20 protein-coding genes and 1 riboswitch are annotated in these 23,473 nt (G+C 62.5%); of the genes, 11 read left to right on the forward strand and 9 right to left on the reverse strand.

Features of this window, described 5'->3' with window-relative positions; genetic code table 11:
• Positions 1–67: 67 nt before the first annotated feature.
• Positions 68–274, forward strand: a complete 207-nt coding sequence (locus K3759_RS14655) for a cold-shock protein (protein ID WP_067623368.1) — start codon at positions 68–70, stop codon at positions 272–274.
• Between the two features lie 50 nt (positions 275–324).
• On the opposite strand, the gene K3759_RS14660 is transcribed toward K3759_RS14655, so the two are convergent.
• Positions 325–981 carry an arylesterase gene (locus K3759_RS14660; protein WP_259982876.1) on the reverse strand — a complete coding sequence of 219 codons (657 nt, stop codon included), beginning with the start codon at positions 979–981 and terminating at the stop codon, positions 325–327.
• Between the two features lie 49 nt (positions 982–1,030).
• On the opposite strand from K3759_RS14660, the gene K3759_RS14665 reads away from it, so the two are divergent.
• Positions 1,031–1,699, forward strand: a complete 669-nt coding sequence (locus K3759_RS14665) for an ABC transporter ATP-binding protein (RefSeq protein WP_067623362.1) — start codon at positions 1,031–1,033, stop codon at positions 1,697–1,699.
• Positions 1,696–4,227 (forward strand): ABC transporter permease, encoded by a 2,532-nt coding sequence (locus K3759_RS14670; RefSeq protein WP_259982880.1) that lies wholly within the window; start codon positions 1,696–1,698, stop codon positions 4,225–4,227. Before K3759_RS14665 ends, K3759_RS14670 begins: the two co-directional genes overlap by 4 nt.
• A 32-nt stretch (positions 4,228–4,259) precedes the next feature.
• On the opposite strand, the gene gcvP is transcribed toward K3759_RS14670, so the two are convergent.
• The 3 genes from gcvP to gcvT form a co-directional block, all read right to left on the reverse strand.
• The gene (gene gcvP, locus K3759_RS14675) at positions 4,260–7,106 is read right to left on the reverse strand and encodes an aminomethyl-transferring glycine dehydrogenase (RefSeq protein WP_259982882.1); all 2,847 of its coding nucleotides are present in this window, start codon (positions 7,104–7,106) and stop codon (positions 4,260–4,262) included.
• 115 nt (positions 7,107–7,221) lie between these two features.
• Positions 7,222–7,581: a glycine cleavage system protein GcvH gene (gene gcvH, locus K3759_RS14680; RefSeq protein WP_259982883.1), complete on the reverse strand. Its 360-nt coding sequence runs from the start codon at positions 7,579–7,581 to the stop codon at positions 7,222–7,224.
• 21 nt (positions 7,582–7,602) lie between these two features.
• Complete coding sequence (gene gcvT, locus K3759_RS14685; protein WP_259982884.1) at positions 7,603–8,736, reverse strand: glycine cleavage system aminomethyltransferase GcvT; 1,134 nt, start codon at positions 8,734–8,736, stop codon at positions 7,603–7,605.
• A 149-nt stretch (positions 8,737–8,885) separates the two neighbouring features.
• A riboswitch (glycine riboswitch) is annotated at positions 8,886–8,972 on the reverse strand.
• A 101-nt stretch (positions 8,973–9,073) separates the two neighbouring features.
• On the opposite strand from gcvT, the gene K3759_RS14690 reads away from it, so the two are divergent.
• Positions 9,074–9,664 (forward strand): gamma-glutamylcyclotransferase family protein, encoded by a 591-nt coding sequence (locus K3759_RS14690; RefSeq protein ID WP_259982885.1) that lies wholly within the window; start codon positions 9,074–9,076, stop codon positions 9,662–9,664.
• 89 nt (positions 9,665–9,753) lie between these two features.
• Here the strand turns inward: K3759_RS14690 and gltX are convergent, their stop codons facing one another.
• Both gltX and K3759_RS14700 read right to left on the reverse strand, forming a co-directional pair.
• Positions 9,754–11,091 carry a glutamate--tRNA ligase gene (gene gltX, locus K3759_RS14695; RefSeq protein WP_259982886.1) on the reverse strand — a complete coding sequence of 446 codons (1,338 nt, stop codon included), beginning with the start codon at positions 11,089–11,091 and terminating at the stop codon, positions 9,754–9,756.
• 65 nt (positions 11,092–11,156) lie between these two features.
• Entirely contained in the window at positions 11,157–12,731 is a 1,575-nt protein-coding gene (locus tag K3759_RS14700; protein ID WP_259982888.1) for an MORN repeat-containing protein, read from the reverse strand.
• A 203-nt stretch (positions 12,732–12,934) separates the two neighbouring features.
• Here K3759_RS14700 and K3759_RS14705 point away from each other — a divergent pair, with 203 nt between their 5' ends.
• From K3759_RS14705 to K3759_RS14715, 3 genes are all read left to right on the forward strand, one after another.
• Positions 12,935–14,410 (forward strand): nitrilase-related carbon-nitrogen hydrolase, encoded by a 1,476-nt coding sequence (locus tag K3759_RS14705; RefSeq protein ID WP_259982889.1) that lies wholly within the window; start codon positions 12,935–12,937, stop codon positions 14,408–14,410.
• A gap of 230 nt (positions 14,411–14,640) precedes the next feature.
• Entirely contained in the window at positions 14,641–15,321 is a 681-nt protein-coding gene (locus tag K3759_RS14710) for a DUF1236 domain-containing protein (protein ID WP_259982892.1), read from the forward strand.
• 104 nt (positions 15,322–15,425) lie between these two features.
• Entirely contained in the window at positions 15,426–15,791 is a 366-nt protein-coding gene (locus tag K3759_RS14715) for an antibiotic biosynthesis monooxygenase (protein WP_259982893.1), read from the forward strand.
• Positions 15,792–15,797: 6 nt separating this feature from the next.
• On the opposite strand, the gene K3759_RS14720 is transcribed toward K3759_RS14715, so the two are convergent.
• The gene (locus tag K3759_RS14720; protein ID WP_259982895.1) at positions 15,798–17,324 is read right to left on the reverse strand and encodes a cryptochrome/photolyase family protein; all 1,527 of its coding nucleotides are present in this window, start codon (positions 17,322–17,324) and stop codon (positions 15,798–15,800) included.
• Positions 17,321–17,989 carry an SDR family NAD(P)-dependent oxidoreductase gene (locus tag K3759_RS14725; RefSeq protein WP_259982897.1) on the reverse strand — a complete coding sequence of 223 codons (669 nt, stop codon included), beginning with the start codon at positions 17,987–17,989 and terminating at the stop codon, positions 17,321–17,323. The genes K3759_RS14720 and K3759_RS14725 overlap by 4 nt, the downstream gene beginning before the upstream one ends.
• Before the next feature lie 299 nt (positions 17,990–18,288).
• On the opposite strand from K3759_RS14725, the gene K3759_RS14730 reads away from it, so the two are divergent.
• Positions 18,289–19,857, forward strand: a complete 1,569-nt coding sequence (locus K3759_RS14730; protein ID WP_259982899.1) for a 2-isopropylmalate synthase — start codon at positions 18,289–18,291, stop codon at positions 19,855–19,857.
• 285 nt (positions 19,858–20,142) lie between these two features.
• Here K3759_RS14730 and K3759_RS14735 read toward each other — a convergent pair whose 3' ends face one another.
• On the reverse strand, positions 20,143–20,724 hold the full coding sequence (locus K3759_RS14735) for a VOC family protein (RefSeq protein ID WP_259982901.1): 582 nt from the start codon (positions 20,722–20,724) through the stop codon (positions 20,143–20,145).
• Between the two features lie 190 nt (positions 20,725–20,914).
• Here K3759_RS14735 and K3759_RS14740 point away from each other — a divergent pair, with 190 nt between their 5' ends.
• From K3759_RS14740 to K3759_RS14750, 3 genes are all read left to right on the forward strand, one after another.
• Positions 20,915–21,961, forward strand: a complete 1,047-nt coding sequence (locus K3759_RS14740) for a rod shape-determining protein (protein ID WP_040700660.1) — start codon at positions 20,915–20,917, stop codon at positions 21,959–21,961.
• A gap of 71 nt (positions 21,962–22,032) precedes the next feature.
• Positions 22,033–22,935: a rod shape-determining protein MreC gene (gene mreC / locus K3759_RS14745; RefSeq protein WP_259982903.1), complete on the forward strand. Its 903-nt coding sequence runs from the start codon at positions 22,033–22,035 to the stop codon at positions 22,933–22,935.
• Positions 22,932–23,471 (forward strand): rod shape-determining protein MreD, encoded by a 540-nt coding sequence (locus tag K3759_RS14750; protein ID WP_259982905.1) that lies wholly within the window; start codon positions 22,932–22,934, stop codon positions 23,469–23,471. The genes mreC and K3759_RS14750 overlap by 4 nt, the downstream gene beginning before the upstream one ends.
• The last annotated feature ends 2 nt before the right edge of the window (positions 23,472–23,473 follow it).

A 23,473-nucleotide genomic window follows, 5' to 3' on the forward strand; every position in this document is an offset into this window, starting at 1 on the left:
ATCACGAATTCGACCGAGCCGCGCTGCCGCATGTTGCGGGCAGATCAGACAGAGGGAGACACGGGTCATGGCTACTGGCACCGTCAAATGGTTCAACACGACAAAAGGCTACGGCTTCATCGCGCCGGACAGCGGCGGCAAAGACATCTTTGTCCACATATCCGCAGTAGAGCGCGCAGGCCTGACCGGGCTTGCCGACAATCAAAAGGTTACCTTTGATGTCGAAGCAGGCCGTGATGGCCGCGAAAGCGCGAGCAATATCGCGCTGGCCTGACAGGGCCACTTTTCGATGATCGAAACGGACGCTGCGGCGTCCGTTTCTTGTTAGCGGGTCTCTGCGGCCTGTGCGGCAAGCTCGGCCACCGCCGGGCCGATATCCTCCACGATCAGCGCCACGCCTTCGGCATTGGGATGGATGCCATCCCCTTGGAAATAGCGCTGCACCGTCTCGCTCCGCGCGCTGGCCGCGCCCTTCTCTTCGGCCAGAAGTCCGGTAAAGAAATCCGGGTAGAACTGCGTTCCATGGGCTTCGGCCAAGTCGGGATAGAGCGCTTCGAAATCGGCCTTATATCCCGCGCCATAGTTGCCCGGCGCCGACATGCCGACCAGCAGCACCTCAACCTCGGCGCGCTTTGCCGCCGCAAGAATGTCATCGATGTTGCCGCGCGCCTGCTCCGGGTCCAGCCCGCGCAGCATGTCATTACCCCCGAGTGTCACGATCATCGCGTCGACTTCGGGCGTCAGGGTCCAATCCACCCGCGCCCGGCCGCCTGCGGTCGTATCGCCCGAAACACCCGCATTGACGATTTTCGCCTCAACGCCTTCGGCATCCAACCAAGCCTGCAATTGCGGCACGAACCCCTCTTCGGCGGGCAGGCCATAGCCTTGGGTCAGACTGTCGCCAAGGGCGGCGATCACCACCTCTTCGGCCTGTGCCGCGCTGCCTAAAATAAAGGCACAGCAGATCAATACCTTGCGCATCCTTCACGGACCTCCATATCCAACTGATACTCAGAACAAAGGCGGCCTGATGAGCGACCCAGTCTATGACCTTCAAGATGTCACGCTAAGCCTCAAGGGCAATGCCGGAACCGTCGATATTCTGCGCGGCATTTCGCTGCAGGTCCAGCAAGGGGAAAGCATCGCGCTGACCGGGGCGTCGGGATCGGGAAAATCTTCGCTACTGATGGTCATGGGCGGGCTGGAGCGTGCCACGGGCGGCAAGGTTATGGCTCTCGGCCATGATCTCAGCGCGCTGCGCGAGGATGGGTTGGCCCAGTTTCGGCAAGGCCGCATGGGGATCGTCTTTCAATCCTTCCACCTCATTCCCACCATGACCGCGCTGGAAAATGTCGCCACCCCGCTTGAGCTTTCGGGGGCGGAGGACGCCTTTGACCGCGCGCGCAGCGAGTTGGAGGCCGTCGGTCTTGGCCACCGGATTGATCAATACCCTGCGCAGATGTCAGGCGGCGAGCAGCAGCGCGTGGCCCTCGCCCGCGCCGCCGCCCCGCGCCCGGCGATCCTGCTGGCGGATGAGCCGACAGGCAGTCTCGACAGCCGCAATGGCGCAGCGATCATGGACTTGCTGTTTGAACTGCGCGACCGCCATGGCGCGACGCTGGTGCTGGTGACCCATGCCGACGATCTGGCCGCGCGTTGTGACCGGGTGGTGCAATTGGCCGACGGGCGTCTCGCATGAGCCTGTCCCTCGCAGCCCGTTTTGCCCGCCGTGAAATGCGCGGCGGATTGCGCGGTTTTCGTCTATTGCTGGCCTGCCTCGCGCTTGGCGTGGCCGCTTTGGCCGCCGTCGGCTCAGTCCGCGCTGCGATTGAGGCGGGGCTGGAAGCCGAAGGTGCCGCACTTTTGGGCGGCGACGCCGAGCTTGATTTCACCTATCGCTCCGCCAGCCCTGATGAGCAGGCGTGGATGGCCGAGCGGGCCGAACGTGTATCCGAAATCGTTGAGTTCCGCTCCATGGCGGTGGTCGGCGCGGGGGACACGTCAGAACGCGCACTGACGCAGGTCAAGGCGGTGGACGACCTCTATCCATTGATCGGTGAGATGGTATTAGACCCTGTCCTGCCGCTGGAGCAGGCGCTTGAGACCGGTCCCGAAGGACGGCCCGGCGCCCTGATGGAACGTGCCCTGTCGGACAGGCTCGGCCTTGCCCCGGGCGATGTTTTTGCCCTCGGCGAAACCGAATTTCGCCTGACGGCCCTGATCGAACGCGAACCGGATTCCGCCGCCAGTGGCTTCTCGCTCGGTCCTCGCACGCTGGTGCGGCGCGCCGCGCTAGATGGCTCGGGCCTGCTCGCACCGGGGACGCTCTTTAACAGCAAGTACCGGCTCGATCTGCCCGAAGGCACCGCGCTTGACCCGTTGGAAGCCGAGGCCGAGGCGCGGTTTGCCGACGCCGGGATGCGCTGGACCGATGCCCGCAACGGCGCGCCCGGCGTGGCGCGTTTCGTCGAACGGCTCAGCGCCTTTCTGGTGCTGGTGGGGCTGTCGGGCCTCGCGGTGGGCGGGGTTGGCGTGGCGGCAGCGGTGCGGGCCTATCTGCAACGCAAGACCGCCGTGATCGCCACCTTCCGCGCCATGGGCGCGACGCGGGCGACGATCTTTCAGACCTACTTCATTCAGGTCGGGCTGCTGGCCGTGATGGGCGTCGCGCTTGGCCTGCTGATCGGTGCCGGGCTGCCGCTGTTGCTTTCCCCGCTGATCGAAGCGCAGCTGCCCCTCCCCGCCCGTTTTGCGATTTATCCCGCCCCGATGGCCGAGGCTGCGCTATACGGGTTGCTCACGGCCGCGCTCTTCACGCTTTGGCCGCTGGCCCGAAGCGCTGACGTGCGTGCCGCCACACTGTTTCGCGATGACTGGCAGCGCCAATCGCCTTGGCCCGGCGCGCCCTACCTTGTGGCGATGGCGCTGCTCTTGTCCGCGGTCTTGGCGCTGGCGGGCTGGTTTAACGGATCGTGGTCGCTCACACTTTGGACGCTTGGCGGTTTGGCGGCGACGCTGGCGGTGCTGGCGCTGGCGGCAGCCGTGTTGCGGCTGATCGCGCGGGCCGCAGCCAAGCGCGTGCGGGGGCATCCGCGCCTGCGGTGGGCGCTGGCGGCGATTGGCGGGCCGGGTGAAGGGGCCACGGCAGTGGTGCTGGCGCTCGGCCTTGGCCTGTCGGTCTTGGCGGCGGTGGGCCAGATCGACGGCAACCTGCGCCGGGCGATCTCGGGCAACTTGCCGGACGTGGCGCCGTCTTACTTCTTTGTCGACATCCAGAAGGATCAGATCGACGGTTTCACCGAAAGGCTCACCAGCGATGCGGCAGTCGGCCGGGTTGAGAGCGCCCCGATGCTGCGCGGCGTGGTGACCGAGATCAATGGCCAGCCGGCCCAAGAGGTGGCGGGCGATCACTGGGTGGTGCGCGGCGACCGGGGCATCACCTATGCCGCAGAGCCGGGGGAAGACACGCGGATCACGGCGGGCGACTGGTGGGCCGAAGACTACACCGGCCCGCCGCAGATCAGCTTTGCCGCCGAGGAGGCCGAGGAACTGGGGTTGAGCCTTGGCGACAGCCTGACCCTCAACGTGCTGGGTCGCGCCATCACCGGCGAGATCACCAGCTTCCGCGAGGTTGATTTCTCCACCGCTGGGATCGGCTTTGTGCTGACGATGAACCCCGCTGCACTGGCCGGCGCGCCGCATAGTTTCATCTCGACCGTCTATGCCGCGCCAGAGGCCGAAACCGCGATCCTGCGCGATCTGGCCGAAGCCTACCCCAACATCACCGCGATCCGGGTGCGCGATGCGATCGACCGGGTGGCGGCGGTGCTGGCGGGGCTGGCCTCGGCGATTTCGTTCGGGGCGCTGGCGACGCTCGCTACCGGCTTCATGGTGCTGATCGGCGCTGCCGCCGCAGGCACGGGGGCGCGCAGCTATGAGGCGGCCTTGCTGAAAACCATGGGCGCTTCGCGACGCACCATCGCCAGCAGCTTTGTGCTGCGTGCAGCCCTGCTGGGTCTCTTTGCCGGGGGCGTCGCGCTGATGGCAGGCATCGCGGGTGGCTGGGCGGTGAGCCATTACGTGATGGAGACCGATTTCACCGTGATCTGGCCCAATGCGCTGATGATCATCGCAGGCGGGGTGCTGGCGACGGTTCTCGCGGGCTTGGGCTTTGCGCTAAAGGCGCTGAACGCCCGGCCTGCGGATATGCTAAGGGCGCAGGAATGATCCCGCGCCCTTTGGCTGTCTTGGGGGTCTGATCACTCCGCCGCTTCGGCGTAGTCCTCCAGCGGCGGACAGGTGCAGATCAGGTTGCGGTCGCCGTGCACGTTGTCGACGCGGTTGACCGGCGGCCAGTATTTGTCGACCCGGAAGGCACCGGGAGGGAAGCAGCCCTGTTCGCGGCTGTAAGGCCGGTCGCCCCATTCCACCACCAGATCTTCGACCGTATGTGGCGCGTTCTTGAGCGGGTTGTTGGTGCGGTCCATGCGGCCCTCTTCGATCTCGCGAATTTCTTCGCGGATCGCCAGCATCGCATCGCAGAAGCGGTCAAGCTCGGCCTTATTCTCCGACTCCGTAGGCTCGACCATCAGCGTCCCCGCGACCGGCCAAGACATCGTCGGCGCGTGGAAGCCGCAGTCGACCAGACGTTTGGCGACGTCTTCGTTGGTCACGCCGGCGGTTTCCTCATAGGGGCGTACATCGATGATGCACTCATGCGCCACCCGGCCTGTGGGGCCTTTGTAGAGCACGTCGTAAGCCCCTTCGAGGCGCTTCGCGATGTAGTTGGCGTTCAGGATCGCGACCCGTGTGGCCTGTGTCAGCCCTTCGCCGCCCATCATCAGGCAGTAGGACCAAGAGATCGGCAGCAGCGACGGCGAGCCGTAGGGGGCCGCCGAGACCGCTGTGCCTTCCTCATTCGGATGGCCCGGCAGATGCGGGATCAGGTGCGATTTGACACCGATCGGCCCCATGCCGGGGCCACCGCCGCCATGCGGGATGCAGAAGGTCTTGTGCAGGTTCAGGTGGCTCACGTCGCCGCCCAGATCGCCGGGGCGCGACAGGCCCACCATGGCATTCATATTGGCCCCATCGATATAGACCTGACCGCCGTGGTCATGGGTGATTTTGGTCACCTCATGCACGGTTTCCTCAAACACGCCGTGGGTCGAGGGATAGGTGATCATGCAACCGGCGAGGTTCTCGCTGTGCTGCTCCGCCTTGGCGCGGAAATCGTCGAGGTCGATGTCGCCGTTGGCCGCCGTCTTGATGACCACGACCTTCCAGCCCACCATTTGCGCGGAGGCCGGGTTGGTGCCATGCGCACTCATCGGGATCAGACAGATGTTACGGTGCCCCTGCCCCTGTTCGCGGTGGTAAGCCGCGATTGTCAGCAGACCCGCATATTCCCCCTGCGCGCCGGAGTTCGGCTGCATGGAGATCGCGTCATAACCGGTAATTTCGCAGAGCTTGTCGGAAAGATCGTCAATCATTTCCTTGTAGCCGAGCGCCTGATCGGCAGGCACGAAGGGGTGAATGAGCGAAAATTCCCGCCACGTCACCGGCATCATTTCAGCCGCCGAGTTCAACTTCATGGTGCAGGAGCCCAGCGGGATCATCGCCCGGTCCAGCGCCAGATCACGGTCGGCCAAGCGTCGCATGTAGCGCATCATCTCGGTCTCGGCCCGGTTCATGTGGAAGATCGGGTGGGTCATGTAGTCGCTGGTGCGCACCATCGCGTCGGGCAGGCGGTACTCGGGCGTGAAATCGTCATCCGCCTGACGGATGCCGAAAGCGCGCCAAACGGCTTCGATGGTATCGGGCCGGGTGCGCTCGTCCAGCGAAATGCCGACGCGGGTCTCGCCCACGCGGCGCAGGTTGATGCCCTCATCCACAGCGGATTTCATCACCGCGGCCTGCAACGGGCCAACGTCAACGGTGATCGTGTCGAAATAGGCTTTCGGATCGACCTTGAAGCCCGCCGCCTCCAGCCCTTTTGCCAGACGCACCGTCTTGCGGTGGATGCGCTGCGCGATGGCTTTCAGCCCCTCGGGACCGTGGAATACCGCATACATTGAGGCCATGACCGCCAAAAGCGCCTGCGCGGTACAGACGTTGGAGGTCGCCTTCTCACGCCGAATGTGCTGCTCGCGGGTCTGCAAAGACAGGCGGTAAGCGCGGTTGCCATGGGCGTCGATCGAGACGCCGACAATCCGGCCCGGCATGGTGCGCTTCATCGCGTCGCGGCAGGCCATATAGGCCGCGTGCGGGCCACCGTAACCTTCGGGCACGCCAAACCGCTGGGTCGAGCCCACGGCAATGTCGGCGCCCATCGCGCCCGGCTCTTTCAGCAGCGTCAGCGCCAGCGGGTCGGCGGTGACGATGCCGATGGCCTTGGCGTCATGCAGCGCGGTCATGTGGTCGGTGAAATCGCGCACATGGCCGTAGGTGCCGGGGTATTGGAAGATCGCGCCAAAGACCTTGTCGGCCTCCATCTTGTCGGGGTCGCCAACGATCACTTCGATGCCCAGCGGCTCAGCGCGGGTTTTCATCACGGCGATGTTCTGCGGGTGGCAGTCGCGGTCCACAAAGAAGGCCATCGCCTTGGATTTCGACCCACGGAGCGCCATGGTCATCGCTTCGGCACAGGCGGTGGCTTCATCCAACAGCGAGGCATTGGCGACCTCAAGCCCGGTCAGGTCGCTGACCATGGTCTGGAAGTTCAGCAGGGCCTCAAGACGGCCTTGGGAAATCTCGGGCTGGTAAGGCGTATAGGCCGTGTACCACGCGGGGTTTTCCAAAATGTTGCGCTGGATCGCCGGGGGCGTGACGGTGCCATGATACCCCTGCCCGATCAGGCTGGTGAGCACCTTGTTCTTGCCCGCAATGGTCCGCATGTGCTCCAGCACTTCGCGCTCGCTCATCGCTTTGCCGAAATCGAGCGGTTCCTTGGCGCGGATCGCCTTGGGCATCGTGTCGTCGATCAGCGCGTCGAGGCTTTCGGCCCCCACGGTGTCGAGCATCTGCGACATCTCGGAAGGGGACGGGCCGATGTGACGCCGGTTGGCGAAGTCATATGGCAAATAGTCGGTGGGCTTGAAGCTCATGTCAGATTCCTCGTCGCGCGGCGCGGCAGCGGCGCCCCCTGTTTCATGCGCGCCGCCCAAGCGGGCGACGCAAGTTGTCAACTCAAGATGCCGGGCCTGCCGACATCGGGGCCATTCAGCCGATGAACTTTTGGTAAGCGGCTTCGTCCATGAAGTCGTCCATTTGGCTGGCGTCAGTGAACTTCAGCTTGAAGAACCACGCCTCGCCCTGTGGATCATCATTCACCATGCTGGGGTTGTCGGTCAGCGCAGAATTCACCTCGGTGATTTCACCGTCAATGGGGGCCAGAATGTCAGACGCGGCCTTGACGGATTCGATCACGACCACTTCGTCGTCCTTGCTAACCACGGTGCCTTCATCGGGCAGTTCGACAAAGACCACATCGCCCAGCTGCTCGGCGGCATGTGTGGTGATGCCTACGACCACTTCGTCACCCTCGACGCGCAGCCATTCATGTTCTTCGGTAAATTTCATTTTGGAGTTCCCTGTGTAGATTCAGCGTTTGAAGTTCGCCGCAACGAACGGCATTTTCGTGACAGTCAATGGCAAGCGCTTGCCGCGGACCTCGCCCCAAAGCGGAGTGTCGACCTTCGCATGCTCGGCGCTGACATAGCCCATGGCAACGGGGCCGCCAACCGTCGGACCAAAGCCGCCGGAGGTGACGGTGCCGACTTCATTACCGCCCTCAGCCGCATCAAAGATCGCCACCCCTTCGCGCATTGGCGCACGGCCTTCGGGCAGCAGCCCCACCCGCTTGCGCGGTGCCCCATCGGTCAATTGTTGAAGCACGACACCCGCGCCGGGAAAACCACCCGCCCGCTCACCATCATTGCGCCGCACCTTCTGGATCGCCCAGTTCAGCGCCGCCTCGACTGGCGTTGTGGTGGTGTCGATGTCATGACCATAAAGGCACAGACCGCCTTCAAGCCGCAGGCTGTCGCGTGCGCCCAGACCGATGGGCTCGACCTCTTCCAGCGCCAGAAGCTTGCGCGCCAAGGCTTCAGCATCCGCATTGGCCACTGAAATCTCGTAACCGTCTTCGCCGGTGTAGCCTGAGCGCGACAGGGTGACGGTGATCCCGTCAATGTCGACGTCCCGCGCCACGTCCATAAATTTCATTTCCGCCACCGAGGGCTGCAACCGCGCCAGCGCCGCTTCGGCTTTCGGCCCTTGAAGGGCCAGCAACGCACGGTCATCCAAGACCTCGATGTCACAACGGTCCGACAGCGCCTCTTTCATCAGAGCAATGTCATCATCCTTGCAGCCTGCATTGACCACGACAAACAGATGATCGCCCAGATTGGCCAACATCAGATCGTCCAGAATACCGCCATTGGGATCAGTGAACATCGCATAGCGCTGGCGCATCTCATCAAGGCCCAGCACATCGACCGGCACGAGGCTCTCCATCGCCAAAGCCGCATCTTCATAGCTGCACGATTTCGCCCGCACCACGACTTGCCCCATATGGCTCACGTCAAACAGCCCGGCGGCCGCACGGGTGTGCACATGTTCCTTCATCACACCAAGGGGATATTGCACGGGCATCGAATAGCCCGCAAAGGGCACCATCTTAGCCCCCAGTTCCACATGCAAATCATGCAATGCCGTCTGCTTAAGATCGCTCATCCGGTTCGCCTTTCCTGTCGCTTCCGGATGACCTTTTGACCATGCCGGCACCTTAGCGCCGCTGCTGCCGCGCATGATGCCCCCTCTGTCCTTCCGCCTGAGATCGTTATCCCTTCGGCGTGCGCATCCGCGCATCTCTCCAGAGTCTTGGTCACGTCACGGTCCTGGGGCCTGAGAGTTTCCGGGGCGGTTGCTCCTTCGGCATCGGTGTTAACCGATTCTCCCGTGACGATTTGGCCTTTCGTATGCTGCCGCATACCTCTGCGTCAAGCGTGCTTGTAGGCAGATGCGACACATGTTTTGTTGCGCGCGACATGGCAAACGGAAAGCACCCCGCATGACTCCCTATTTCTTTGGCTACGGCAGCCTTGTGAACCGCAACACCCACAGCTACCCAGACGCCCGCCCGGCGCAGCTTGACGGTTGGCGGCGGCAATGGATCCGAACCGAGGGCCGCGATATCGTCTATCTCTCGGTAGTGCAAAACCCCGCCACCCGCATCGACGGGCTGATCGCTGCGGTGCCGGGTGCAGACTGGGCCGCACTGGACAAGCGCGAATACAGCTACGAGCGCCACGCCTCAGGCGGCGCGGTGGTGCATGATCTGGCCCCCGCCCCCGACATCGCCCACTACGCCATCCCCGCCGACATCGCGGTAGACCACGGCGATCACGTCATCCTGCTGAGCTACCTCGACGTGGTGGTTCAAGGCTTCCTGCGCGAATTCGGCACCGATGGCGCGGCACGCTTCTTCGATACGACCGATGGCTGGGACACACCCATTCTCAACGACCGCGCCGCGCCGATCTACCCGCGTCACCAAACGCTGACGGAGGCGGAAACCACCGTGGTCGACCAGCATATGAACCGCCTGTCGGTGCAAATCAAACAACGCGAAGAAACCACCTTCGCAGCAAGGAACTTCTGAGGGCCGCAAGCACAGCCCCCAAACCTCCTTCATCCTTTTTCAAATACCCGCGGGGGTCCGGGGGCAGAGCCCCCGGTCGCTCGGTCTGCTCAGCCGCGCGCCTTCACGTTCTGCAGCAACGGCATCACCTGCGCCATCTCCGGCCCGTGTTCTTGCCCCGTCAGCGCCAAACGCAGGGGCCGGAACAACCCGCGCCCCTTGCGGCCCGTGGCCTCTTTGACCGCGGCGGTCCAGCTTGACCATGTGGTCTCATCAAACGGCATCTCCGGCAGCAGCAGCATCGCTTGCGCCACGAACTCGCGGTCTTCCTCGGCAATCACCGGCTCGGCCCCGTCGCGGAACATGGCCCACCATGGGCCCAGATCGTTTAACGTCGAGATATTCTCACGGGTGACCGCCCAGAACTGCGCGGCTTTATCCTCCGGCACGCCAATCGCGGCGATATCATCGGCCACGGCCTCAAGCGGCAGTTGCTGTAGGTAGCGCCCCGTCAGCGGGAAGAGGTCCTGCACGTCGAACTTGGTCGGAGCCGAGCCAAAGCGGTTGATATCAAACCCCTCGATCAATTGCGCCATGTCGTTGCGCAATTCCACCGGATCCGACGACCCCAACCGCGCCATCAGGCTCAAGAGCGCGAAGGGCTGCACCCCCTGCTCACGCAGATCGCGCAGGGCCAGTGTGCCCAGGCGTTTGCTCAGCGCCTCGCCCTGCGGACCGGTCAGCAGTGAGTGATGCGCAAAGGACGGCACGGCGCCATTGCCCAAGGCCTGCATGATCTGAATTTGCGTCGCAGTGTTGGTCACATGGTCCGACCCTCGCACGACATGGGTTACGCCCATATCGGTGTCATCCACGACGCTCGCCAGCGTATAAAGGATTTGCCCATCGCCGCGGATCAGCACCGGATCGCTGACCGAGGCCGCGTCGATCGAGATAGCGCCTAGAATACCGTCGTCCCACTCGATCCGTTGGTGGTCGAGCTTGAAACGCCAGACACCATCACCCCGCTCAGCACGTAGGGCGTGTTTCTCTTCGTCGCCGAGTTTCAGCGCAGCGCGGTCGTAGACCGGCGGCTTGCCCATATTGAGCTGCTTTTTCCGCTTGAGGTCCAGCTCCGTCGGCGTCTCGAATGCCTCATAGAAACGGCCCTTTTCGCGCAGGTCTTCGGCGGCGGCGTGGTAGCGGTCCAGCCGCTCGGACTGACGCTCAACCCGGTCCCATTCCAAGCCCAACCATTCGAGGTCTTGCTTGATGCCGTCGACATATTCTTCTTTGCTGCGCTCAGGATCGGTGTCGTCGATGCGCAGGATAAAAGTGCCGCCTGCCTTGCGCGCGATGAGGTAGTTCATCAGCGCAGTGCGCAGGTTGCCCACGTGGATATAGCCAGTGGGGGACGGGGCGAAACGGGTAACGGTGGGGTTGGACATCTGGCGTACTCCTGTTGCGCGCGGGCTTGCCACAGGGCGCGGGCGTTGTCCAGTAAAGGCGGGGGTCAGCCGCCGTCTGCCGGGGTGCCGGTCGGCGCGGGCACGACCTCTGAGGTGTCTTCCTCGACACTTTGCTCAGGGGCCTCCTCTACGGCGGCTCCCTCTTCCCCGGCCGTTTCTGCCGGGGTTGCATCCGCAGGCAGCGCCTCTTCCTCGGGCGCTTCGGCCTCGGCTTCCGGCGCTGCCTCAGCAGCCCCATCGCTCAACGCACCGTTCTCCCAATCGCCCGAGGCTTCTTCGCCGCTGGCATAGCGCATGGTGCCGTTGCCCTGCCGTTTGCCTGCTTTAAAGGTGCCTTCATAGACATCGCCATTGGCATAGGTCGCCACGCCCTGCCCTTCGATCTCCCCGTCGGTCCAGTCACCTTCGTAGACAAAGCCGCTGGCCATGGTGATCTTGCCTTTGCCATGGCGCTGGCCTTCGGCAAACTCGCCCTCATAGACAGTCCCATCGGGATAGGTCGCCTTGCCCTGCCCATGGCGCTGACCGTCCTGCCAGCCGCCTTCATAGCGATAGCCGTCGGCATAGGTCATCACCCCCTGGCCGTGGTTGCGGGCGTCTTTAAACGCGCCTTCATAGACCACACCGTTAGTATAGGTCGCGATACCTTCGCCTTCGATCACACCGGCGACCCATGCGCCTTCATAGGTAGAGCCATCGGGGTAGGTGATCTTGCCCGTGCCATCGGCCAAGTCATTGCGGAAGGTGCCGACATAGACCGAGCCGTCGGGATAGGTCACCTGCCCCTCGCCTTCGATCTGCCCGGCCACCCATGAGCCGGTGTAGACATAGCCATCGGTGCCGGTAAACGTGCCCTGCCCGTCGCGGCGGTCGTCTTTGAAGTCGCCCTCATAGACATCGCCATTCTCATAGGTGACCTTGCCCTTGCCCTCACGGCGGCCCGCCACCAACGTGCCTTCGTAAACATCGCCATTAGGCTGGGTCAGCGTGCCGGTGCCGTCGATCTGGCCGTCTTTCCACAGGCCGACATAAATCAGACCGTCGGGCATGGTCAGCGTGCCTTCGCCGCTGCGTTTGCCGGCTTCGATCTCGCCTTCATAGACCGCGCCATCGGGATAGGTGATCGTACCAACGCCCTGTTTGACGCCATCGACCCAATCGCCTTTGTATTCATAGCCACCGGGGCTTTGCATCACGCCCTTGCCGTGGTGTTTGGCGTTGCGGAACTCACCCTCATAGCGCACGCCATTGGCATAGATCGCCACGCCTTGGCCCATGATTGCGCCGGCTTCCCATTCGCCCTCATAGGTGCCGCCATCGGCAAAGGTGATCTTGCCCAGACCTTCGGGCTTGCCCTTGGCAAAGTTACCCTCATAGACCGATCCGTTTGGAAAACGTGCGACGCCTTCGCCCTTGATCTCGCCCTCGACCCACTCACCGGAATATTCATAACCATTGGGGAGCTTATAGGTGCCGCTGCCATGTTGAAGGCCGCCCTGAAAGGTGCCTTCATAGATGCCACCGTCGTCATATTCCTTGGTCAGCACCTGCCCGTCCTGCGCCGCGAGCGGCGTGGCCAGAAGGGCGATCAGACAGAGGGGCAGGCTGCGGTGCAACATGGGCGGAAATTCCCGATCTCGTTAGGTGTCATTTGCCCTGAGGTTACGGGTGATGGAGGGCAGAGGCAACGTGTTTGCAGGACTGGCACGCCGGTTTGGGCGGATCCCGCGCAACCGGCGCTGCGGGCCGCGCGCACCTGGGGGTTTCGGTCTGGCGTTGATCTGCTACATCGAACCAACGCCAGTCAGCCCGGAGCCTTCCCATGTCAGACCGCTTTCGCCTTACCCTCGGGCAATTAAACCCGACTGTCGGCGATCTGCCGGGGAACGCGGCTTTAGCGCGCAAAACGTGGGAGGCCGGGCGCGACGCCGGGGCGCAGCTCGTCGCCCTGCCGGAGCTGTTCCTGACCGGGCATGATGCCAAAGCCCTGCTGCGCAACCCCGCCTTCCAGCGCGATGTCACGGCGCATCTTGAGGCGCTCGCCGCCGATTGCGCCGATGGCCCCGCCTTGGCGCTTGGCGCACCTTGGGTCGAGGGGACAAAACTCCATAACGCCTACCTCATCCTGCAGGGCGGCAAGATTACCCAGCGGGTACTTCAACACAGCCCCGTACCGCATTCTGTCTTTGACGCAGGCCCGATCAGTGGCCCCTATGCGGTTGAGGGGCTGCGCATCGGCTCCCCCATCGGCGCGGATGGCTGGGAAAGCGACGTGGCCGAGACGCAGGCCGAGACCGGGGCCGAATTCCTTTTAATCCCCAATGCTGCGCCCCATCTGCGCGGCGCGATGGACCGGCGGCTAAATCACATGGTCGCGCGGGTGATCGAGACAGAGTTGCCACTGGTCTATCTAAATATGGCCGGTGGGCAGGATGAGGCGGTTTATGACGGCGCCTCTTTCGCGCTGAACCCCAGCGGCAAGCTTGCGCTTCAACTGCCCGCCTTTGAGGAGGCCATTGCCCATGTCGATCTGGAACGTGGCCCGGAAGGCTGGCTGATCGCGGCCGGAGACCGCGCGCCTCAACCAAGTACGCTTGAACGTGACTACCGCGCGTTGGTCGTGGGCCTGCGGGACTATGTGTCCAAGGTGGGGGCCGCTAAAGTGCTGATCGAAAACGCGGGGGGGCATGATGCAGCACTTGCAGCGATGATCGCACGTGATGCTTTGGGGGCTGACAATCTGCGCGAGATCGCGGTCGCTGCGGAGGGCTCTCTATACTCTTCACTGCGCGATAGTCTGGCAGCGCTTGGCGCGGAGGTCAGTGTTGCTTCCCTCTCCCTCCCTCTGCGCAGCCTGATGCTGCGCGCTTTGGCGGATGACGCGGGAGAACTGCTGCTCACGGCACAGAACAAATCTGCAGCCGCCATGGGTCACGGGGCCGTGCTGGGCGATTTTAATCCAATCAAAGACCTTTACCAGACGGAAGTTCACGCGCTTTGCCAATGGCGCAGTGAGACCCATCGCGCGTGGATGCTGGGGCCGGAGGCTGCGGCGATGGCAATATCAGAACAGTCCACTGAGGAACACCAATTGGACGACATCCTTCGAGTTTTGATGGACAAGGATGGCAGCGTTGAGGACTGTGTCGCGGAAGGCCTGGACCAACGGATCGCTCAAGAAGTCGCGCGACGCCACCTAGAGCATCGACCGCAGGGAAACCGATCCACGCCCGGCCCGCGCGTCACTGCCCCGCGCACTGAATACCCACGTCCCGCCCGCTGGCGCGGCCGCTCATAACGCTTAGACAGCGAGTTAAGTTTCCAACCATTCGCAGAGCGCGGCGCTCACGCATTTTTCCGCCACCTGTCAGCAGGTTACCGCCCAATAAACCCCTTCTGGAGAGTGAGAAATCGTGTCCTGAAAAATGATACGGAACGAAATCTTCCCTCCAAGGTTGTCCAAACACGACCAACAACGGCGCCGGATTTCCCACAGGGCACTCATCGCCGAACAGAAAGGGTTAAGACATGAATATCGTTAAACTTGGAATGGTATCTGCCATCGCTTTGGGTGCCGCTGCACCTGTCTATGCACAATCGGCCGAAGCCTATGCCGCAACCGATCTTAACATCCGTTCGGGCCCCGGCCCGCAGTACGACATCGTCGGTGTCATCCCCGGTGGCGAAGCTACTATGGTGGAAGGCTGCCTTGACGGCCAATCCTGGTGCCAAGTCAAATTTGGCGACGCGATGGGCTGGTCCTATTCTGATTACCTCGCCGTTGAAGTCGAAGAGCAGGCCGTGGCTCTGACCACCCGCCCCGCGACCGTCGAAATCGGCACTGTGACCTATGAAGATCCCGAAGGCACTGCCGAGAATGAGACCGAAGGCGCTGCTGCCGGTGCGACCCTTGGCGCGCTGACCGCATATGCCGTTGGTGGCCCGATTGGTGGCATCATCGCTGGTGGCATTGCAGGGGGTGCTGCAGGTTCTGCCGCGGCTGAGCCCGAAGAATCCACCATTACCTATGTGCGTGAAAACCCGGTTGAGACCGTGTACCTCGACGGCGAAGTCGTTGTCGGCGCGGGCATCCCTACGACCGTGACCACATATGAAGTGCCGGAGACCACATACCGCTATGTAAACATCAACGGCGCGACCGTGATCGTTGACAACGAGACGAACCTGATCGTCGACGTTGTGCGCTAAGTCGCAACAGGCTTGGTTAAAGAGGGCTCGGAGAGCGATCTCCGGGCCTTTTCTTTATCCGAAATTTAGGGCTAGCATGGTTGCAGCAATCTGAGGGAGCCACCATGATCGCCGTCATCTTCGAAGTCTTCCCCCACCCCGACCGCCGCGCGGAATATCTCGACATCGCGGCCAAGATGCGGCCTCTGTTGGATGAGGTGGATGGCTTTATCTCTGTCGAACGGTTCCAGAGCCTGACCAACCCCGACAAGCTGCTCTCAATCTCATTCTTTCGCGATGAAGAAGCGGTGCAGAACTGGCGCAAGCTAACTGCGCATCGCGGCGCGCAGGCCGCGGGGCGCGAGGGGATCTTTACCGACTATCACCTGCGCATTGCCCATGTGATCCGTGACTATGGCATGTTCGACCGCGCCGAAGCACCACAGGACAGTCAGGATATCCATCCGCCACGGCCTGTAGCCAAGGGCTGATCGGGCCTAGACCGTCTCCCCGGCCTCTAACCGCTGCAACCAGTTGCCCGCATCGCGCAAGATCGCCTCACGACGTTCTGCATCCATGCGGTCCCATGTCGCGTACATATTTCTCATGCGTGCATTGCTTTGAAACCGCTCGCGGTGACGGTCAAGGAAGTGCCAATAAAGCAGGTTGAAGGGGCAGGCTTTCTTTCCCGCCTTCGCGCTGACGCTATAGCTGCACCCTTTGCAGTAGTCCGACATGCGATTGATGTAGGCACCCGACGAGACATAGGGTTTCGAGGCGATGACTCCGCCATCTGCGAATTGGCTCATGCCCACCGTGTTGGGCGCTTCGACCCACTCATAGGCATCCGCGTAGACCTCCAGATACCATTCATGCACCTGATGCGGGTCGATCCCCGCCAGCAGGGCGAAATTGCCCGTCACCATCAATCGCTGAATATGGTGGGCATAGGCGTATTTCTGGGTCTGCCCGATGGCCTGACGCAGGCAATTCATCTGAGTATCGGCGCCCCAGTAAAAGGCGGGCAAGTCGCGGTCATGGCGCAGCACATTGCGCTCTACATACTCCGGTCCTTCAAGGAAATAGATGCCCCGGACGTATTCCCGCCAACCGAGGATTTGGCGGATGAACCCTTCGGCGGCGTTGATCGGCACAGCGCCCTCCTGCCACGCCTTTTCGGCGGCCCGGCAGACCTCCATCGGGTCGAGCAACCCAAGGTTCAGATACGGAGAGATCAGCGCATGAAAAAGATAGGGCTGTCCTTCCAACATCGCGTCCTGATAATCGCCAAATCGCGGCAGGGCGTAGTCGATGAAATGCGCCAAGACCTGCAGGGCCTCCGCGCGCGTTGTGGCAAAGTCAAAGGGGTGGAGATCACCAAAATTGTCCCCATAGCGGGCCTCAACAAGGTCCAGCACCGCTTGGGTCTCAGCATCAGGCGCAAAGCTGATCGGCTCGGGGAACTCCAGCCCCTCCTTAGGGGGCTTGCGATTGTCGTGGTCGAAATTCCATTTGCCCCCTGCGGGATCGTCGCCCTCCATCAACAGGCCGGTCTCGCGGCGCATTTCGCGGTAGAAATACTCCATTCGCAGCGCCTTGCGCCCCTCGGCCCAATCTTCGAACCGTTTGCGGCTGGCGATGAAACGGTCATCCGACAAGAGGCGTGTTGGGATCGGCGCTTCGGTCAGCGTGTAGAGCAGCCGCCACTCCCCCGGTTCGGTCGCGATCGCCTCGCTCGCGCCGGTCTCCTCCGCCCGCCGCAACAACTCGCCGACGATAGAGCCTGCGTTCTCAGGATCGTCCAAAGGCGTGTAGCGCAGGGACCAGCCGTCTTTTTCCAACGTACACGCAAATTTGCGCATTGCTGCAAAGACCAGCGCGATTTTCTTGGGGTGGTGGCGGACATATTCCGCCTCCTGCGCCACCTCGGCCATGACCACCACATCGCGCGCCTTATCGGCTTCGCGCAACGAGGATAGGTTGAGTGAGAGTTGATCCCCCAAGACCAGAACCAGACGAGTCACCACGGCACCCCCTTTCCGGCCCAGTCGAAGAACCCGCCGCTGTCGTCCGGGGTCAGCCTATCGATTACCCGTAGAAGGTTGCCTGCGGCCTCGCTCGGCGGGACTGCGGGATGGCGGCCAAGATACTTTTCGGTAAAGGGGGTTTCCACGGTGCCGGGATGCAGCGCCACGCAGATGCTTTGCGGATGGCTGCGGCCGAGCTCAATCGCGGCGGTATGCACGATCTGGTTCACCGCTGCCTTGGCGCTGCGGTAGCTGATCCAGCCGCCCAAACGGTTATCCCCGATAGAGCCCACCCGTGCCGAAAGCACGGCGAACACCGACCGCCTGTCGCACGGCAGGAGCCGCGCCGCGTGACGCAGGATCAGCGCAGGGCCAATGGCGTTCACGGCGAACTGGTCCATCATCGCCTTCTGCGTGATCGCGCGGAGCGATTTTTCCGGGGCCGCCCCATTGATCTCCAAAGCGCCGGTGGCGACGATCACCGCGTCAAAGGGGCCGCTCAGCCCCTTTAGCGTCGCATTGACCGAAGCCTCATCCGTTACGTCAAACCCATCCGCCGCGCGCGACAGCGTGGTCACTTCCGTATCCCGCGCCCGCAGAGCCTCGGTCAGCGCCGCGCCAATCCCGCCGCTGGCACCGATCACAAGCACCCGCGCGCTCACGCTGCCGCCTCTCGTGGTATCGCTTGTCGCCGCATCCGCATCTCCCTTGCTCATAGGCAGATAGGCGGCGCTGACGCAGGGGCAAACAAAAGCCGCAACACCCCCTTTTCATTTGAAAAGACGGGCGTATAACTACTGCCATGACACAGGCCGTCCATATCCCGACCCTGCCGCGCGACCGCGCGGGCCTGCTGCGCGCCACCTTGCTGCTACTAATTCGCCTCTGAGCGTGCCCTTCGGCGCGCCCGCTCAGAGGGATGTGTCGCGCGCCAAGGATACCAGCAAAGAAAGAACCCAGGATGACAGATATGACGAAACAGGACCGTGTGCTGATTTTTGACACCACCTTGCGGGATGGCGAACAATCCCCCGGGGCGACGATGACCCATGCCGAAAAGCTGGAGATCGCGCAGCTTTTGGATGAGATGGGCGTCGACATCATCGAAGCGGGTTTTCCCATCGCTTCTGAAGGCGACTTTAACGCGGTGAGCGAGATCGCCCGCCAAAGCCAGAACGCCGTGATCTGTGGGTTAGCCCGCGCGCAGTTGGGTGACATCGACCGCTGCTGGGAAGCCGTGAAACACGCCCGTCAGCCGCGCATCCACACTTTCATCGGCACCTCTCCCCTGCACCGCGCCATTCCGAACCTGACCCAAGACGAGATGGCCGACCGCATCCATGAGACCGTGACCCATGCGCGCAACCTCTGTGACAACGTGCAATGGTCGCCAATGGACGCGACACGGACCGAGCTTGATTACCTCTACCGCGTGGTCGAGATCGCCATCAAAGCCGGGGCCACCACGATCAACATCCCCGACACCGTGGGTTATACCGCCCCACGCGAAAGCGCCGATTTGATCGCGAAGCTTTTGGAGAACGTGCCCGGCGCGGATGAGATCATCTTTGCCACCCATTGCCACAACGATCTGGGCATGGCGACGGCCAACAGCCTTGCCGCTGTCGAGGCCGGGGCGCGGCAGGTGGAATGCACCATCAACGGTCTGGGCGAACGCGCGGGCAACACGGCGCTCGAAGAGGTCGTCATGGCGCTGAAAGTGCGCAATGACATCATGCCTTACGAGACGCGCATCGACAGCCGCAAGATCATGAACATCTCGCGCCGGGTCGCTGCTGTCTCAGGCTTTGCGGTGCAGTTCAACAAGGCCATCGTCGGCAAGAACGCCTTTGCCCATGAAAGTGGCATTCACCAAGACGGCATGCTGAAGAATGCTGAGACCTTCGAAATCATGCGCCCCGAGGACGTGGGTCTCACCGAGACCAACATCGTCATGGGCAAGCATTCGGGCCGCGCCGCGCTGCGGTCCAAGTTGGAAGACCTCGGGTTTGAACTGGGCGACAACCAGCTCAAGGATGTTTTTGTGCGGTTCAAGGAATTGGCTGACCGCAAAAAGGAAATCTACGAGGATGACCTGATTGCGTTGATGCGCACCGCGACCGACCCTGAAGAAGACCGTATTCGCCTGAAATCGCTCAAAGTCGTTTGCGGGACCGATGGCCCGCAGACCGCCGACATGGTGCTTGAGATAGATGGCGCAGAGCAAAGCACCAACCAGACTGGCGATGGCCCAGTCGATGCGGCGTTCAACTGCATCAAGGCGCTGGTGCCGCACTCGGCGCGCTTGCAGCTTTATCAGGTGCATGCTGTGACCGAGGGCACTGACGCACAAGCCACGGTTTCCGTTCGGCTGGAGGAAGAGGGCCGCATCGTGACCGGTCAATCGGCGAATACCGATACCGTGGTGGCGAGTGTACGGGCGTATATCCATGCGCTGAACCGGCTGTTGGTGCGGCGTGAGAAGGGCGGCACGGATAAGCGCGAGATCAATTATAAAGATGTGAGTTGATCGAAGGGCGGGGGAAACCCCGCCTTTTTTGTACGAGAGGGCCATCGCCTGCCCGGTGTTTTCGATGTCATTGTCTTGTTTCTGAACTAGTAAAAGTTGCAGATTGAGGGCCAGCGCCTGCCCGCGGGTTGGCGATCCAACATTGCTTCGTGCCACTTTATGGTTCAGCCATGATGTGTTTCAGCAATGTAACACCCAGCCTCACCCAATCGCCTACCCGTCCGGGCGGGCAGGCGATGGCCCGGCACCTGCGGCTTGCTTCCGGGCGGGGGTGGCACACTCCCCTCAATAAGGGTTCTTCGCCCCGCGATCCGCGCTCAGCGACGCCTGTCCCCGCTCCACGATCTTCACCACTGCATCCGCGAGATGCTGTCGCTGAATATGATCATCCCCCGCAGCCACACGTAGCTTATGCGCCTCAAGCATCACCTCGGCATGGCTCGACCCACGCGGCGGGATGAAGGTGTAGCAGGCCAGTTCAATCAACTGCCCCAGCGGGTCTTTGAAATAGATCGAATGCATGAAGCCGCGATCCTTGACCCCCGAATGCCCGATGCCCCGCGCCTCCAGGCGCTCCGGCACCTGATCGAACATCGCACGGTCCACTTCAAAAGCCAGATGATGCACGCAGCCCGGATCCATCGGCGTGCGGTTGTGCACCCGCTTGCGGGTCTCATTGGTGAAAACCGTGATTAGCCGCCCGTCGCCGGGATCGAAATACAAATGCCCTTCGTCCGGGTCGTCCAGATTGGGCTGATCAAAGATGAAAGGCATTCCCAAAACCCCTTCCCAAAAGTCGATCGAGCTTTGCCGGTCGGCCCCGGTAAGAGTGATGTGATGCACCCCGAGTGTCTGGATTTTCTGCATGATATTGCCCACCTTTGTCTGAACCGCGCCCTGAAAGGACCACTCTATAATAGCGCGGCGGCAATATCGCGCCACCTTTGCGGTCTTGCCCCTTTCACCCTGACCCCGTGCGCCCTATAAGAGCCAGTAGCCCGCGCGTGGACCCATGCTGGCGGGCCTGTTCGAATATTTGCAAGGCTCCGCTACTGTTATGTCCATCCTCGATCAATTCCGCGGCCTGTTCTCCTCCGATATGGCGATCGACCTCGGCACCGCGAACACGCTGGTATACGTCAAGGGCAAGGGCATCGTGCTGAGCGAACCTTCGGTTGTCGCCTATCACGTCAAGGATGGCGTCAAGAAAGTGCTGGCCGTGGGCGAAGACGCCAAGCTGATGCTGGGCCGGACACCGGGCAGCATTGAGGCGATCCGCCCAATGCGCGAGGGTGTCATCGCTGACTTCGACACCGCCGAAGAGATGATCAAGCACTTCATCCGTAAGGTGCACAAGCGCTCGACTTTCTCGAAGCCTAAGATCATCGTTTGCGTGCCCCATGGCGCGACCCCAGTGGAAAAACGCGCGATCCGCCAGTCGGTTCTGAGCGCTGGCGCGCGCCGCGCCGGGCTGATTGCGGAGCCCATCGCCGCCGCCATCGGTGCGGGGATGCCGATCACCGATCCAACCGGTAACATGGTCGTCGACATCGGCGGCGGTACCACCGAGGTGGCGGTGCTGTCTCTGGGCGACATCGTCTATGCCCGCTCTGTCCGCGTCGGCGGTGACCGCATGGACGAAGGCATCATCAGCTACCTGCGCCGCCAGCAGAACCTGCTGATCGGTGAGACGACTGCCGAGCGGGTGAAAACCTCCATCGGTACCGCGCGGATGCCAGACGACGGGCGCGGCACCTCAATGCAGATCCGGGGGCGTGACCTGCTGAATGGCGTGCCCAAAGAGATCGAAGTGACCCAAGCACAGATCGCCGAGGCGCTGGCCGAGCCGGTCCAGCAAATCTGCGAAGCGGTGATGACCGCGCTGGAAACCACCCCGCCGGATCTGGCCGCCGACATCGTCGACCGGGGCGTGATGCTGACAGGCGGCGGCGCGCTGCTGGGTGACTTGGACCTCGCCCTGCGTGAACAGACCGGCCTTGCGATCTCGGTCGCGGATGAGCCGCTGAACTGCGTGGCCCTCGGCACCGGCAAGGCGCTGGAATATGAGAAACAGCTGCGCCACGCGATCGACTACGACAGTTAACACTGGCAAGTTAGCCAGACCCGGCACGCGGCGACACCGCCCCGCCTGACCGGGTGGGAGTTTCGGCAAAGATGCCCAAAGACCGTTCCAGTTCCAGCGATTTCACCGGCCCTTTGCGCCGTTTGCTGCTGTCTGTGCTGGTGCTGGCGCTGATCGGAATTTTCCTGCTCTGGCGGATCGACAGCCCCCGCGTTGAACGCTTCCGCGCGCAGGTGACGGATCGTTTCGTGCCCAACCTCGACTGGGCCATGGCCCCAGTGACCGGCACGATTAATCTGCTGCGCGATTTCCAGAGCTACCAACGGCTAAGCGAGCAGAACCGAGAGCTGCGCTCGGAATTGCGTCAGATGCAGGCGTGGAAAGAGGCGGCCCTTCAGCTTGAGCAAGAGAACGCCCGCCTGCTGGACCTTAACAACGTGCGGCTTGACCCGCGGCTTACCTTCATCACCGGCACCGTGCTGGCCGACAGCGGCTCGCCCTATCGCCAATCTGTGCTGCTGAACGTCGGCGCGCGCGACGGGCTGGTCGAGGGATGGGCGACGATGGATGGCATCGGGCTTGTGGGCCGCATCGCGGGCGTGGGCAAGAACACCGCCCGCGTGATCCTCCTAACCGACGCTTCCAGCCGCATTCCGGCGACGATCCAGCCTTCGGGCCAGCGCGCCATCGTGGCAGGCGACAACAGCGCCGCGCCGCCGCTGGATTTCATTGAAAACCGCGAACTGGTGCGTCCCGGTGACCGGGTTATCAGCTCGGGCGATGGCGGGGTTTTTCCGGCAGGCATCCTCATCGGTCAGGTCGCTGCCGATCCGGGTGGACGGCTTCGCGTAAGGCTGGCTGCGGATTACGAGCGGCTCGAGTTCCTGCGGGTGCTGCGCCACCACGGCAATGAGAAAGTGCCTGACACCGCCCATGTCATTACCTCCGATGGCCCATTGGCCGAACCGGCAGCGCCCCTTGGGGTGGAGCAATGACCGATCTGTCGCGCAGCAGGCTTTGGGTCATGCGCCTGAGTTTTGTGGCGCTGGCGCTGGTGATCCTGTTTTTCCACCTCCTCCCGCTTGAGACGATTCCGCGCAGCTGGGCGGGGCCGGACCTGCTTTTGGGCTTTGCCTGCGCTTGGGCGCTGCGGCGGCCGGAATATGTGCCCGCGCTGTTTCTGACTCTGGTCTTTTTGCTGTCCGATCTCTTGCTGCAACGTCCGCCCGGGCTTTGGGCGGTGCTGGCGCTGATTGGGGTGGAGAACCTTAAATCGCGCGGGCGACATCTGCGGGATGCAAGTTTTGCCGCTGAATGGCTGACTGTGGTCGTGATCCTGACCATGGTGATTTTTGCCAACCGCGTTCTGCTAAGCCTTGCGCTGGTGCCGACGCCCTCCATGACGCTGAACCTCACGGAATTGGCACTGACTGCGCTCGCTTATCCGCTGATTGTGGCCGTGACCCATGGTATCATGGGCGTGCGCAAGACCGCGCCGGGCGATCTGGATGCGCTTGGCAAACGGGTGTGATC

Source organism: Sulfitobacter sp. W027 (assembly GCF_025143985.1).
Classification (GTDB): Bacteria; Pseudomonadota; Alphaproteobacteria; order Rhodobacterales; family Rhodobacteraceae; genus Sulfitobacter.